Annotated in this window: 11 protein-coding genes; 2 read left to right on the forward strand and 9 right to left on the reverse strand. The window is 64.7% G+C overall.

Annotated elements, in window-relative coordinates:
* Window positions 1-50: 50 nt before the first annotated feature.
* A complete protein-coding gene (locus AB6724_RS20590; protein WP_369340412.1) occupies window positions 51-1073 on the reverse strand; it encodes an AraC family transcriptional regulator in 1023 nt (340 codons plus the stop codon).
* Between the two features lie 471 nt (window positions 1074-1544).
* Window positions 1545-2690, reverse strand: a complete 1146-nt coding sequence (locus AB6724_RS20595) for a PA0069 family radical SAM protein (protein WP_369340413.1) — start codon at window positions 2688-2690, stop codon at window positions 1545-1547.
* A gap of 349 nt (window positions 2691-3039) precedes the next feature.
* On the opposite strand from AB6724_RS20595, the gene rnk reads away from it, so the two are divergent.
* Complete coding sequence (rnk, locus tag AB6724_RS20600) at window positions 3040-3447, forward strand: nucleoside diphosphate kinase regulator (RefSeq protein WP_369340414.1); 408 nt, start codon at window positions 3040-3042, stop codon at window positions 3445-3447.
* Window positions 3448-3513: 66 nt separating this feature from the next.
* Here rnk and AB6724_RS20605 read toward each other — a convergent pair whose 3' ends face one another.
* Window positions 3514-4686: an acyltransferase family protein gene (locus AB6724_RS20605; protein ID WP_369340415.1), complete on the reverse strand. Its 1173-nt coding sequence runs from the start codon at window positions 4684-4686 to the stop codon at window positions 3514-3516.
* A gap of 248 nt (window positions 4687-4934) precedes the next feature.
* On the opposite strand from AB6724_RS20605, the gene AB6724_RS20610 reads away from it, so the two are divergent.
* Window positions 4935-5519 (forward strand): GbsR/MarR family transcriptional regulator, encoded by a 585-nt coding sequence (locus AB6724_RS20610; protein ID WP_369340416.1) that lies wholly within the window; start codon window positions 4935-4937, stop codon window positions 5517-5519.
* 133 nt (window positions 5520-5652) lie between these two features.
* Here the strand turns inward: AB6724_RS20610 and cydX are convergent, their stop codons facing one another.
* The 6 genes from cydX to AB6724_RS20640 form a co-directional block, all read right to left on the reverse strand.
* A complete protein-coding gene (gene cydX / locus AB6724_RS20615; RefSeq protein ID WP_369340417.1) occupies window positions 5653-5793 on the reverse strand; it encodes a cytochrome bd-I oxidase subunit CydX in 141 nt (46 codons plus the stop codon).
* Window positions 5794-5809: 16 nt separating this feature from the next.
* Window positions 5810-6964: a cytochrome d ubiquinol oxidase subunit II gene (gene cydB, locus AB6724_RS20620; protein WP_369340418.1), complete on the reverse strand. Its 1155-nt coding sequence runs from the start codon at window positions 6962-6964 to the stop codon at window positions 5810-5812.
* Between the two features lie 24 nt (window positions 6965-6988).
* Window positions 6989-8575 (reverse strand): cytochrome ubiquinol oxidase subunit I, encoded by a 1587-nt coding sequence (locus AB6724_RS20625; RefSeq protein WP_369340419.1) that lies wholly within the window; start codon window positions 8573-8575, stop codon window positions 6989-6991.
* 31 nt (window positions 8576-8606) lie between these two features.
* On the reverse strand, window positions 8607-10307 hold the full coding sequence (locus AB6724_RS20630; protein ID WP_369340420.1) for an amino acid ABC transporter ATP-binding/permease protein: 1701 nt from the start codon (window positions 10305-10307) through the stop codon (window positions 8607-8609).
* Window positions 10304-12034, reverse strand: a complete 1731-nt coding sequence (gene cydD / locus AB6724_RS20635; protein WP_369340421.1) for a thiol reductant ABC exporter subunit CydD — start codon at window positions 12032-12034, stop codon at window positions 10304-10306. The genes AB6724_RS20630 and cydD overlap by 4 nt, the downstream gene beginning before the upstream one ends.
* 225 nt (window positions 12035-12259) lie before the next feature.
* Window positions 12260-13219, reverse strand: coding sequence for an NAD(P)H-dependent flavin oxidoreductase (locus AB6724_RS20640; RefSeq protein WP_369340422.1), 960 nt, complete (start codon window positions 13217-13219; stop codon window positions 12260-12262).
* Window positions 13220-13348 lie beyond the last annotated feature (129 nt).

Below are 13348 nucleotides of genomic sequence, written 5' to 3' on the forward strand. Positions count from 1 at the left end.
CCGGAGCCGCCATGACTCCGGCCTCGTGCTTTTCGGGCCCGGAGCGAACTTCAGTTGACGATGGCACCGGCCAGATTCGCGGTGCGCCAGCTGCTGGGACTTTGCTTGAATTCTGCATTGAACCAGCGCGTGAACGAGCTGTTCTCGGCAAAACCGGTCTGCATGGCCACCTCGTTGATGGACAGGCGGGGATTCCTCAGCGCACGGACGGCGGTCTGGTTGCGCACCGCATTCAGCGCCAGCTGAAAGCTGGTGCCGGAACTCTCGAGATTGCGCTGCAGCGAACGCGTGCTGAAACCCATGGCACTGGCGACCTGGGCGATGCTGTAGCGCCCATGGGGCAGCAGGGCCTGAATCGCCAGCTTGACCTGCTGCTCGAGATCGGCCCGGGCCTGCGCCGGCGCCATGGTGTCGAGAAAGTGGCGCGCATACTGCTCCATGCTCGCGTCATAGCCGGGGTTGAGCCTGTCCAGATCGGCGCAGGACAGCACCAAGCCGTCGAAATCGGAATCGAAGACCAGATCCGAGCCAAAGATGCGCCGGTGCTGCGCGGTGCTGGACGGCGCGTCATGGGTGAAATGCGTGCTGATCGGGCGCCAATGGCTTCCGAGCTGGTGGCGGCACAGGGCCTGTAACACCGCCATGCCCAGCTCCACCGGATGGCGGCCGGGCTGTTCGCGGCCCGTGGTCAGATGCAGCTGAATGATGGCGATATTGTTCTGCCGCACGACGTTGACGCAGATGGTGCTGCTCAGCAGATGCGAATATTCGGCCAGCGTGGCAAGCGCGCGGCCCAGGCTGGGCTGATGCTGGAGCGCAAGGCTCAGATAGCCGAAATCGGAGAGTTTCCACAGAGCGCCCATTAACAGGCCCACGGCCGCATTATCGGCAGCCTCGGAGGTGGATTGCAGCAGATGCGCAAAATTGGTTTCCGGCACCCGGATTTCCGCAGCCTGCATCCAGCTGGGTTCCAGACCGAATTGTCGAAACATGCGTGATTGATCAATACCAAGATCGCCTGCCACCTGGGCATATTTCTTGAGACTGATATTGCGAACGCTGAGCTGATTCATTGCAAACCCACTGGTGAATCCGAAAACAGAAGCCTTGATCCGGCAGCATCTTTGTATGGGCTCGATTGATCCGCGTCAATCGGGTATGTGCGGAGTTCACGCCATCAGGCTATTCCGCAGAAGTCAGCCGACACATCGGGTCACACCGACCTGGCATGCAATGCCAAAAAACGGCGCGTTTCGGCAAAGATGGTTTTGCGGCGGCAGTTAAGGCTTTTCAGCGATGCTGATTAAATGAAAAGCCATAGATACCGCAAAAAAATAATCAACCAATCTCATAAACCACTTTGAAGAAAATTCATCAATTAAAATAATTAAAAACAAATTTAATTTATTTAAAACGCAAATATTCAATTACCGAAATATATATTTCATAGAGATATTTTTATTTCATCGCATAGAAAATATGAATTCCTGAATTTTCATGATTCCGGCACTACCGGCACATATGGTCCGGTCCTATGGCTGTCCCTAGAACAGGCTTTGCTGCGCCGATAGCAGGCTGGGATGAAACTGGCTGCAGTCCAGCTCGACACGCTCTCGATTGAGCCCGAGCCTGCGGCAGGCCAAGGCAAAGCGCTGGGCCAGCATGTCAGCCCAGGCTCCCGTGCCCTTCATGCGCTGGCCGAAGCGGCTGTCATAGACCTTGCCTGCGGCCCTGGCTTCCTCGTCTATGCCATGCAGATCGCGCACGCGCTCCAGCACGCGCTGGGCGCGGTCGGGGTAATGCAGCTGCAGCCATTCCTCGAACAGGGGCGCGACCTCCCAGGGCAGGCGCAGCACCGCATAAAAAGCCTGGCGGGCGCCCGCTTCATGGGCCGCGGCCAGCACCTGCTCCAGGTCGTCGTTCAAAAACGGGATCTGCGGCGCCAGGCTCACGCCCACGGGTACGCCGGCCTCGCTCAGCGTCCTGATCATGCGCAGCCGCCGGTGCGGCGCCGCGGCGCGCGGCTCGAGCCGGCGCGCGAGCTCGGGCTGCAAGCTGGTCAGCGTGACATAGACCGCCACCAGATGCCGCTGCGCCAAAGGCACCAGCAGGTCCAGATCGCGCTCTATGCCGCTGCCCTTGGTGACGATGGAAAACGGATGCCTGGCCTGCGCCAGCACTTCGATCACGCGGCGGGTCAAGCCCAGCTCCCGCTCCACGGGCTGGTAGCAGTCGGTGACCGAGCCCAGCATGATGGGCGCGGCCACATGGGCGGGCCGGGACAGTTCGGCACGCAGCACTTCGGTCAGGTTTTGCTTGGCGATCAGTCGCGTCTCGAAGTCCAGCCCCGGCGAATAGCCCAGATAGCTGTGCGTGGGCCGCGCATAGCAGTAAATGCAGCCGTGTTCGCAGCCTCTATAGGGGTTCAGCCCCAGATGAAACGGCAGGTCGGGCGAGCCATGGCGGCTCAGCGCCGTTTTGGCCTGCTCCCACTCCAGCGTGGTGCGCAGCGCCGCGGGCTCCTCTTCCTCATCGCCCCAGCCATCGTCAAAAGCTTCTCGCCGGTCCCGCGCAAAGCGTTGGGTGATCTGGCTGGCCGAGCCGCGCCCCTTGATGGCGTGCAGAGGCCGAAGCGGATACACCTGGGTATCGGCCTGGTCTGGATCATGATCGTCAGGGCTTTTTGGCATGAAATAACTGTACGAAAATACAGTTATTTGAACAAGATTCTGAGCACAGACCTTGGCGGCGAACGGGTCAATGGCTTGTGGCCGGCTCACTCGATTCATAGCCAAAGCGGCCTCACCCTTATCCATCATGCGTAGCAAGCTCTCTGGCTCATAGCAACCGGTGATCGCATTCCGCACTGCCGGGGTGCGAGATGGCTTGGCGCTTTGCGCCATTGCCGTGACAATAGCTGCAACGCACCAAGTTGGTGCTTTTCTGAATGCCTTGGCCCGGACAACACCGTTGCCCGGGCTTTTGTCCGTTTGCGCGACGCCAAAGCGCCAACACACCACCTCTCAGGGGAGTCACACCATGGAGCGCAAGCCCCACATCACTTTGTCATCCTTGGATCTGGAACGCATCGAGGCTTTGCTGGAGAAGACTAGCGGCGGCTTTCCGGGCCGCGATGCGCTGGAAGCCGAACTGGACCGCGCCGATGTGCTCGATCCCAAGGACATGCCGCCCCATGTGGTGACCATGAATTCCACGGTGCGCTTCACCATCCTCGAAGGCAGCAAGACGAATACGCTGACCCTGGTCTACCCCAGGGACATGGACGGCAGCGCCGACAAGGTTTCCATCTTCGCGCCGGTGGGCATAGCGCTGCTGGGTCTGTCCGTGGGCGATGAATTCAAGATGCCCAGCCCCACGGGCCAGGTCACGGTGCACGTGGACGAGATCACCTTCCAGCCCGAAAGCGCGGGCGAGTTGCACCGCTGAACCCGACCAGCAGCCACAAAAAAAGCAGCTTTCTCAAGCTGCTTTTTTCATGGGCCCTAGGCGGCCTTATCTCAAACCGGCCAGCAAGGTGGTCAGCATGCCCGCGCCTATCAGGCCGGCCTGCCAGCGCAGCGCCTGGCTCCAGGACGAGACATGGCGCTCCACGGTCTGGTAGAGCGTATATCCGGCCGTCAGCGACAGCACGAAAGCAAACGGCATGCCCACCACGGCGGCCGTCACCGAGCCATGCCAGAAATGGTTGACCGTGGCATTGACCAGCAGGCAGATGGAGAAATGGATGAGAAAGACCGAATAGGAAATCTCGCCCAGGCGGCGCAGCGGCGCCAGGCCCTTCCAGCGAACAATGCCTTCGGTGCGCATGCAGGCGATCAGCAGCAAGGCGACCAGGCCCGCGAGAAAGATGCGGTCACGCCATTCGTAGACCAGCGCACCGATGACCAGCGCGGCAATCAGCATGGCCCAGCTCCAGGCTGCACCGCGCCTGTCCGCGGCCACGGCCCAGTAAGCCATCATGCCCAGGCCGTAGGCGCCCATGAAGTAGATCGCCCAGACATCCAGGCTCGCGTCCAGATTGAAACCGAACAGCGAGGCCGCCGTCCCCAGCACCACCAGGGCCTGCATGCCGCTCATGGCCCAGGGCCACCAGCGCTTGAACGCCTCGCCGCCCCAGCGCGCGGCAACCGCCTGCTGCGCCCGGCGCACAGCAGCCAGTAGCAGCACCGTGCCCGCAAACAGCTGAAAGTCTATGGACACATACCAGACACCGGCGGACAGGGACTCCTCGCCCACGATGTTCTGCAGCAGCAACGCATGGGCAAACAGCTGCCAGAGGTCGGGATCCGCGGAGACGGATTCGTGATCGAACCAGGGGCGGATGGCCGCTGAGATGACGATGGTCACCACCAGCGCCACCGCATAGGGCACGACCAGGCGCACGAAACGCTTGCCGATCTTGGACCAGGGCGAATCGAAGCGGGCCTGGCCCAGCGGGGCCAGACTGGCTGCGGCCAGAAAGCCGCCGATCACCAGAAAGATCTGCACCGCCATGCGCGCGTACTCGTACAGCCAGTCCAGCACCTCGGGCATGACGGGGTGGGCCACATCGGACATGGGACCGTAAAAAGCCAGGTGATGCCACACGATGGCGGCACAGGCCAGTCCCTTGGTGCAGTCGAGCAGCGCGCTGCGGGAGTGAGAGGATATTGAACTATTTGCCATCTAATCATGGCCGCCGAGCGCACCAAGCGCTCCGCAGCTGAGTGAGCTCCGGGGCCAAGCCTTGAAAGGCAAAGTCAGAAACCCGACACCTAAACAAACGAGACCGCGATTTTGCGCCGATTGCCAACATTTTGCTGACGGCATTGCAAGTTTTATGAAACAAGCAACAAAAACTTCATCAAAGCCCGGCTCCGGAACCCAGGTCCGCCGGACGCCGAGCTGCGCCCCAAGCCCCGCGCAAAGGCACAATGGAGGCCATGACGCAAGCCAAACCACTGTCGGAGCTGAGCCGGCAATTTGTTTCGCATTTTGGTGAGATGGGCAGCCGCTGGGGCATCAACCGCACCGTGGGGCAGATCTACGCCCTGCTGTTTCTCTCGCCCGAACCACTGAACGCCGACCAGATCGCCGAGACGCTGGAGTTTTCGCGCTCCAACGTGAGCATGGGCCTCAAGGAGCTCCAGGCCTGGCGGCTGGTCCAGCTGCGCCATCAACCCGGCGACCGCCGCGAGTACTTCCAGGCCCCCCAGGATGTCTGGGAAATCTTCAAGCGCCTGGCCGAGGAGCGCCGCCGCCGCGAGATCGAGCCCACACAGTCCATGCTGCGCGCCGCCATGATGGAGGAAGCCAGCTCCGATGCGGACCGCTATGCCCAGCAGCGCATGCGCGACATGCACGAGCTCATCGACAAGCTCATGAGCTGGTTCGATGATGTGCAGCGCCTCTCGCCCGAGACCGCCATGCAGCTCATGGGCATGGGCTCGGCGGTCACGCGCCTGCTGGACCTCAAGGACAAGATCACCGGCGCGTCGCGCAAGGAAGCCAGGGAATAGGCCCCGGGCTCACCATCCAGCAGCCTGCCCCGCGCAGGCTTTTTTATTGGGGGCACGAAAAAGCCCGGCCGGTTCCGCAACCGGACGGGCTTTTCAGAGGCTATTTCCCGCCTCAAGCTTCCGCCTGGGCCGCTCAGGCCTCGGGCAGAGAGCTGGTCTTTTCCAGAATCCGCTTGCGGGTTGCCTCGTCGTCGGTGAGTTCAAACCACATGGCGTTGAGCACGGCAAAGCCTGCGGCCAAAGGCAGGCCCAGCAGCCAAGAGAAGTACCACATATTCAGTCCTTTCCGATTAGTACGAGTGGCCGCGGCCGGTGGCGATGGCCACCGGATCCACCTTGCCGCGCAGCACCGAGTACACCCAGCTGGTGTAGATCAGGATCAGCGGCAGAAAGATCAGCACGCAGACCAGCATGATGAACAAGGTCACATGGCTGGAGGACGAGTCCCAGACCGTCAGGCTGAAACGCGGATCCAGCGAAGAAGGCAGGATCATGGGGAACATGGCCGCTCCCACGCTCAGGATGATGCCGGCAATGGCCAGGCCGCTGCCCAGCAGGCTGAGCCACTCGCGGCGGCTGCGCAGGCCCAGGGCCACGATCAGCGGCATGACCAGGCCCACGCCCGGCACCAGCCACAGCAGCGGATAGGACTTGAAGTTGGCCATCCAGGCCCCGGCGGCCACGGCCGCCGTCTTGTTCAGCGGATTGGAAACGCCGACGGGGCTGATGTCGCTGGTGATCACATAGCCGTTGACGCCCGTCGCCAGCCACAGGCCGGCGGCCGCGAACAGCAGCGTGGTCAGCACCGCGGCCAGGGCTCCGTAGCGTGCGGCACGCGCCGAGACCTCGCCCTCGGTCTTGAAGACCAGCCAGGCCGCACCATGCATGAGCAGCATGGACAGCGACACCAGGCCGCAAAGCAGCGCAAACGGAGTCAAGAGGCCGAAGAAGCTGCCCTCGTAATAGATGCGCAGATCGTCGCCGAAGCGGAAAGGCACGCCCAGGATCACATTGCCCACGGCCACGCCAAACAGCAGCGACGGCAGCAGACCCGTGATGCACAGCACCCAGTCCCAGCGGTTGCGCCAGGCTGCATCCTCATGCTTGCTGCGGAACTTGAAGGCCACGGGGCGCAGGATCAGCGGCACCAGCACCGCGAACATGGCCAGATAAAAGCCCGAGAAGGACACCGCGTACAGCTGCGGCCAGGCCGCAAAAATGGCGCCGCCGCCCAGAATCAGCCACACCTGGTTGCCTTCCCAGACCGGGCCCACGGAGTTGATGGCCACACGGCGCTCCACATCGGTCCTGGCCGTGGCGCGCAGCAGGCCCATGGCCCCGAGGTCGAAACCGTCGGTCACGGCAAAGCCCACCAGCAGCACGCCCAGCAACAGCCACCAGATGACGCGCAACACGTCGTACGTAATCAGTTCATGCAAGATCATTTGCTCATACTCCTTGCTTGGCGCTCAGCGGGCGCGGGCCAGCTTCTCGATCATGGGTTCGTAAAAGCTCAGATGCGGCTCGCTCTCATGCTCGGGGCCTTTCTTGATGGCACGCACCATGAGCTTGAGCTCGATGACCAGCAGCACGGTATAGATCAGCACAAAGCCCGCAATGGTCAGCAGCAGCGTGGTCGCCCCCAGATTGGAGACGGCCATGGCCGTGGGCAGCACGCCTTCGATGATCCAGGGCTGGCGTCCCAACTCGGCCACCACCCAGCCGCATTCGGCGGCGATCCAGGGCAGCGGAATCGCGAACACTGCAATCTTGAGCAGCCAGGGATAGGCATCGAGCTTGTGGCGCGCGGACAGCACCACAAAGGTCGCCGTCAGCACGATGAAGAACATGCCCAGGGCCACCATGATGCGGAAGGTCCAGAACAGCGGGCCCACGGGCGGCACGGTATCCATGGCCGCCTGGTGGATCTGCTGGTCGCTCGCCTTGCGCGGATCGTCCACATAGCGCATCAGCAGCAGCGCGTAGCCCAGGTGCGGGCCGTTGTTCTCGAAGCGCATCCGCGCCTCGGCGGGAATCGCGGCATCGGTCTTGGCGGCGCGTATGGTCTGCAGCGCATCGTAGGCGTCGATGCCGTTGCGGATATAGCCCTCGGCGTTCTTGACCAGATCGTTGATGCCGGGGATTTCGGTGGTCAGCGAGCGCGTGCCTATCAGGCCCATGACCCAGGGAATGTGCACCGCGAAATGGGTTTCGCGCGCCTCACGGTCGGGAAAGCCGAAGGCCGTGAAAGATGCGGGCGCGGCTTCGGTATCCCACATGGCTTCGATGGAGGCCAGCTTCATCTTCTGGTGTTCGGAAGACAGATAGCCGGACTCGTCGCCCAGCACCACCACCGACAGCGAGGCCGCCAGGCCGAAGGAGGCCGCAACCGTCATCGAGCGCTTGGCCAGATGGATATGACGGCCCTTGAGCAGATACCAGGCCGACACGCCCAGCACGAACAGCGAGGCCATCACATAGCCGGCCGAGACCGTGTGCACGAACTTGGCCTGGGCCACGGGGTTGGTCAACACGGCAAAGAAGTCGGTCACCTCCATGCGCATGGTCTGCGGATTGAATGCGGCGCCCACGGGGTTCTGCATCCAGCCATTGGCCACCAGAATCCACAGCGCCGAGAAATTCGTGCCTATGGCCATCAGGCAGGTGACCATCAGGTGCTTGACCTTGGAGAGGCGATCCCAGCCAAAGAAGAACAGGCCCACGAAGGTGGCTTCGAGGAAGAAGGCCATCAGGCCTTCGATCGCCAGCGGCGCGCCGAAGATGTCGCCCACATAGTGGCTGTAATAGCTCCAGTTCATGCCGAACTGGAACTCCATCACCACGCCGGTGGCCACGCCCATGGCGAAGTTGATGCCAAACAGAACGCCCCAGAACTTGGTCATGTCGCGCCAGATCGCGCGGCCCGTCATCACATACACCGTCTCCATGATGGCGATGAGAATCGACAGGCCCAGCGTCAGCGGCACAAACAGAAAGTGGTAGAGCGCCGTTATCGCGAACTGCAGCCGCGATAAATCGACGATATCGAGGTCCATGGTCAGATCCTTTCTCTCGGTACTTCAAAAATCAAGTTGGAAAATCCGGCACCGGCTGCGCATCCCTGCGCAGACCGGCGATAGCCTGGTCAAATTCGGGCGTGCCGCGCCTGGCCTCACCCACCACGCGTCCGGCGTGCAGACGCAGGATGCGGTCGGCCATGCCGGCCTCGCGCTGCCAGTGCGTGGCAAAAATCAGGGTTCGGCCCCGCGCGGCCAGCTCCAGGCGCCGCAGCACGTCCGCCGCGGTGGCCGCATCCAGGCCTTCGGTGGCCTCGTCCAGCAGCCAGCAGGGCGCGGGACTCAGCAGCAGCCGCGCCAGCGCCAGCCGCCGCGCCTGCCCACCGGACAGACCCAGGCCACCTTCACCCAGCATGGTGTCCAGCCCCTGTGGCAAAGCCATGACGTCCGGCTCGAGGCCCGCTGCCGCTAGCGCGGCCCATAGCTGCTCATCGCCGGCCTGCGGGTCGGCCAGGCGCAGGTTGTCGCGCAGGCTGTCCTGGAACAGCTCGCATCTCTGGGTCATCCAGCTGCAGCGCTGGGCCAGCAGCTCGCCCGACAGCAGGGGCAGCTCGCCCGCAATCGCGTTGAGCAGCGTGGTCTTGCCCGCACCGCTGGCGCCCATCAGCAGCACGCGCTCGCCGGCATGCAGCTTCAGACTCACGGGCCCGAGCTGGCGCAGCCGCACGGAGCGCAGCTCCACGGCGGCATCCTCGGGCCGGGCCGGGACCGGCTCCTGAACCGCATCGGCGACCAGGGCCGGCCCCAGGCGGCGCACGGCCAGCCAGGTGCGCCCGGCCTCGGCCGCGCCGCGGCGCAGGGCCGCAAACGGCTCCATGGCCGATAGCGCCAGCAGAATGCCGAGAGCGGCCACGGGCGCGCCAATGCTGCGCTGCTCCACCAGCCAGGCCATCAGGATCACGGCGCTACTCAAAGTAATAGCAGACACCGCTCCGTAGGCCTTGGTTGCAGCGGCTTCCAGGCGGTAAATCCGGGCGTCGGCGGCGGCACCGCGCGCATCGCTGCGCAGCAGCTGCTGCATCTGGGCCGGCAGTCTTCCGGCCATCAGCAAATCGGTCTGGCCCGCGACCAGATCCACGGCCTGGATGCGCAAGGCCTCCAGGGCCATGGCGCGGCGCACCGCGCTATGGCGGCTGCGCAGACCCAGCCAGAGCGCAATCCCCCAGCCAGCCAGCAGCAGCCAGAGCAAGGCCAGCAGGCCCAGCCACCAGCGCATCCAGCCATAGGCCAGGGCCAGCAGCAGGGCCGCACCCAGGGCCGACACCGCCGGCACCAGCAGGCGCAGATAGAGGTTGTCCAGAGCATCCACGTCCGAGGTCAGGCGCTGCAGCACGCGTGCCGGACGCTGCAGCAGCAGGCGTGCGGCCTGCGGCCTGGCCCAGCTGCGGAACAGCGTTTCACGCAGTGCGGCCAGCACGGCCAGCGTGGCATCGTGGGTCACCAGGCGCTCTGCATAGCGCGCGCCGGTGCGGCCCACGGCCAGCAGGCGGATGCCGGCCGAAGGCATGAACACATCGAACACCAGAGCCGTGGCCGGCACCAGCCCGGCCAGCGCCGTGGCCGTGATGAACCAGCCCGACAGCCCCAGCAAGGCCATGCCCATCAGCACCGTCAAGGCCGCCAGCGCGGCTCCGCCCAGCCACAGCTGGCACGGCGCCATGCGGCCGAGTGCGCGCATGACCTGGCCCAGGGCCTGCAGATTGCGGCTCATGCGCTCACCTCGCAGGATTCGGGAGCCGGATGGCAGACATCGTCCAGCAGGGGCAGCTCGATCAGGCGGTCCATGCGCGAGGCCAGCTGCGCATCATGGGTGGCCACCAGCAGGGTGCGGCCCTTGGCAATGCGCCGCAGCGCCTCTGCGATCTGGGCGGCGGTCTCCGGGTCCAGATGGGCCGTGGGCTCGTCGACCAGCAGCAGGCCCGCGGGCTTGAGCGCCAGCCGCGCCAGCGCCAGCCGCACGACCTCGCCGCCCGACAGGCCGGCGCCGCCCTCGCCCAGGCTCATGGCCGGACGCTGAGCCAGCACCTGGTCCAGCGCCGCCTGTGCGGTGGCGGCCGCAATCTGCTCGGCCCCGAGCTCGCGGCCCAGGCCGATGTTGCGCGCCGCCGATCCCGCAAACACATGGGGCTGCTGGCCCATCCAGGCCATGCGGCCGCGCAGCTCGACCGCGCTTTGCTCGTCCAGCCGGCGAGCGCCGATACGGATCTCGCCCTGCGGCACCGGCAGCAGTCCCGCCAGCTGGGCCAGCAGCACGGACTTGCCGCTGCCGCTGGGGCTCCACAGCGCCACATGTTCGCCGGGCCGCACCTGCAGGGATACCGGCGCCAGCCGGGTTTGCGCGCCCGGCGCCTGCACGATGAGATCGGCCACGGCGACCGACAGGGGCTGAGTGGGCAGCCGATCTGCCGCGAGCGCCGCGGCTGCACCCAGCAGGGGCTGGGCCTGCTGCTGCAGCTCCTGCAAAGTCTGGAGTGCGGCCTCGCCCGCAGCACGGTCGTGCCAGACCGCGGACAGATCGCGCAGCGGCTCGAAAAACGCCGGCGCCAGCAGCAGCACGAACATGGCCTGGCCCAGGCCCAGCTTGCCGCCCCAGGCGCCAAAGGACAGCGTGCCCAGCAGATGAAAACCTATGTAGACGGCCACCATGGCCACGCCCAGGGCCGAGAACAGCTCCAGCACGGCCGAGGAAAGAAAGGCGATGCGCAGCACGCGCATGGTGCGCGTGCGCAGGCTCTCGGCATGGCGGCGCAGGCGCCGGGCCGTCAGGTCCACGGCCTGCAGCGCGCGCAGCGTGCTCAGGCCGCGCAGACGGTCGAGCAGGAAGGCATTCATATGGCCTAGCTGCAGCATCTGCTCTTCGCTGGCAGCCTTGGCGCGCCAGCCCACAATCGCCATGAACAGCGGAATCAGCGGCGCGGCCACGAGCAGGATCAAGGCCGCCAGCCAGGACTGGGCGGCCACGGCGGCGACGATGGCCAGCGGCAGGATGCGCACGCGCCACATGGCGCTCTGGTAGCGGGCCAGCCAGGGAACAATGGCCTCGGCCTGCTCGGCTACCGCACTGGCGGCCTGGCCCGACGCAGCGCGCGCGCGGTCCAGCGGCGAAGCCTGGGCCAGCGCCCGCACCACCTGCGCGCGCAGGCTGCTGAGCTGCGCACGCGCCGCGCGATTGGCCAGCCAGCCGCCATGGCCGTCGAGCCAGGCGCGCATCAGCCCCAGCCCCAGCACGCCCGCGGCCATGGGCCAGACCCCGGCCACGCCCGCCTCATCCGCCATGGACTGCACGGCCAGGGCCAGCAGGCCCGCCTGGGGCAGCCAGACCAGCGCCGCCAGCACCTGCCACAGGGCTCCAGCCCCGGGGCGACGGATCAGCTCGCTCGTGGAATCCTGAATCGGACCGGAGGCAGCAGCAGTAGCGGAGGACGAAGTACTAGTCATTTCTTAATTTTCAGTATTTACTGAAATTAAAGTAATCTTACTCTTCTTTTGACGATCATCATGACTTCATCCTGCAAAGCCGCTTGCAGGACTTGGACGACATTGACGTGCATCAAATGCGCCGCGAATGAATCGCGGCCCGGCGCCGCGCCTGAGCCGCATCAAGAGCGCAACAGCCAAAAAAAACGGCGCCCTGAGGCGCCGTCCGTGCTGGCTCGCATGCGATCAGGCTGCCAGCAGGCGGGTCCTGACCTCCGCGTATTCGCGCTTGAGGCGCGCCACCAGCTCCGCCGTGGGCTGCACCTTGTCGATGGCGCCTATGCCCTGGCCGCAGCCCCAGATGTCCTTCCAGGCTTTTTGCGCCCCACCGCCGCCAAAGTTCATCTTGCTGGGGTCGGACTCGGGCAGGTTTTCCGGATCCAGGCCGGCCGCGCGTATCGATGGCGCCAGATAGTTGCCGTGCACGCCGGTGAACAGATTGCTGTAGATGATGTCGTCGGAGCTGCTCGCCACGATGGCCTGCTTGTAGGCATCCACGGCACGCGCCTCGTCGGTGGCGATGAAGGCCGAGCCGATATAGGCGAAGTCCGCGCCCATGGCCTGGGCCGCCAGAATCGCACCGCCCGAGGCGATGGAGCCCGACAGGGCCAGCGGACCGTCGAACCACTGGCGGATCTCCTGCACCAGCGCAAACGGGCTCTTCACGCCCGCATGGCCGCCCGCACCGGCCGCCACGGCGATCAGGCCGTCAGCGCCCTTCTCTATCGCCTTGCGCGCGAACTTGTTGTTGATGATGTCGTGCAGCACCACGCCGCCCCAGCTGTGCACGGCCTGGTTCACGTCCTCGCGCGCCCCCAGCGAGGTGATGACGATGGGCACCTTGTATTTGGCGCAGACCTGCATATCGTGCTCGAGCCGGTCATTGCTCTTGTGCACGATCTGGTTGATGGCGAACGGCGCCGAAGGCTGGTCGGGATGGGCTCTGTCCCACGCGGCCAGGGTTTCGGTGATTTCGGCCAGCCAGTCCTCGAGCTGCTCGGCCGGGCGCGCATTGAGCGCGGGCATGGAGCCCACGATGCCGGCCTTGCATTGCTCGATGACCAGCTTGGGATTGCTGATGATGAAAAGCGGCGAGCCGATGACGGGCAAGGCCAGCTTTTTCAGGGTGGGTGGCAGTTTGGACATATATCTCCTGTGTAATTCTTGATATGAATCGAGCTGCAGCGCAGACCAGCACTGCGCCGGCAGCTCCGGTTTTCAAAGCACCTCGGCCGCCGGCTCAGAAGCTGTCCATGGCCAGGGCCATGACGCTGG

It is taken from the genome of Comamonas guangdongensis, assembly GCF_041079535.1.
GTDB lineage: Bacteria > Pseudomonadota > Gammaproteobacteria > Burkholderiales > Burkholderiaceae_C > Comamonas > Comamonas guangdongensis.

Excerpts from the sequence above, each read along its gene's own strand:
- AB6724_RS20590 (WP_369340412.1), bottom strand. The coding sequence starts at position 1,073 with ATGAATCAGCTCAGCGTTCGCAATATCAGTCTCAAGAAATATGCCCAG.
- AB6724_RS20595 (WP_369340413.1), bottom strand. The coding sequence starts at position 2,690 with ATGCCAAAAAGCCCTGACGATCATGATCCAGACCAGGCCGATACCCAG.
- rnk (WP_369340414.1), top strand. The coding sequence starts at position 3,040 with ATGGAGCGCAAGCCCCACATCACTTTGTCATCCTTGGATCTGGAACGC.
- AB6724_RS20605 (WP_369340415.1), bottom strand. The coding sequence starts at position 4,686 with ATGGCAAATAGTTCAATATCCTCTCACTCCCGCAGCGCGCTGCTCGAC.
- AB6724_RS20610 (WP_369340416.1), top strand. The coding sequence starts at position 4,935 with ATGGAGGCCATGACGCAAGCCAAACCACTGTCGGAGCTGAGCCGGCAA.
- cydX (WP_369340417.1), bottom strand. The coding sequence starts at position 5,793 with ATGTGGTACTTCTCTTGGCTGCTGGGCCTGCCTTTGGCCGCAGGCTTT.
- cydB (WP_369340418.1), bottom strand. The coding sequence starts at position 6,964 with ATGATCTTGCATGAACTGATTACGTACGACGTGTTGCGCGTCATCTGG.
- AB6724_RS20625 (WP_369340419.1), bottom strand. The coding sequence starts at position 8,575 with ATGGACCTCGATATCGTCGATTTATCGCGGCTGCAGTTCGCGATAACG.
- AB6724_RS20630 (WP_369340420.1), bottom strand. The coding sequence starts at position 10,307 with ATGAGCCGCAATCTGCAGGCCCTGGGCCAGGTCATGCGCGCACTCGGC.
- cydD (WP_369340421.1), bottom strand. The coding sequence starts at position 12,034 with ATGACTAGTACTTCGTCCTCCGCTACTGCTGCTGCCTCCGGTCCGATT.
- AB6724_RS20640 (WP_369340422.1), bottom strand. The coding sequence starts at position 13,219 with ATGTCCAAACTGCCACCCACCCTGAAAAAGCTGGCCTTGCCCGTCATC.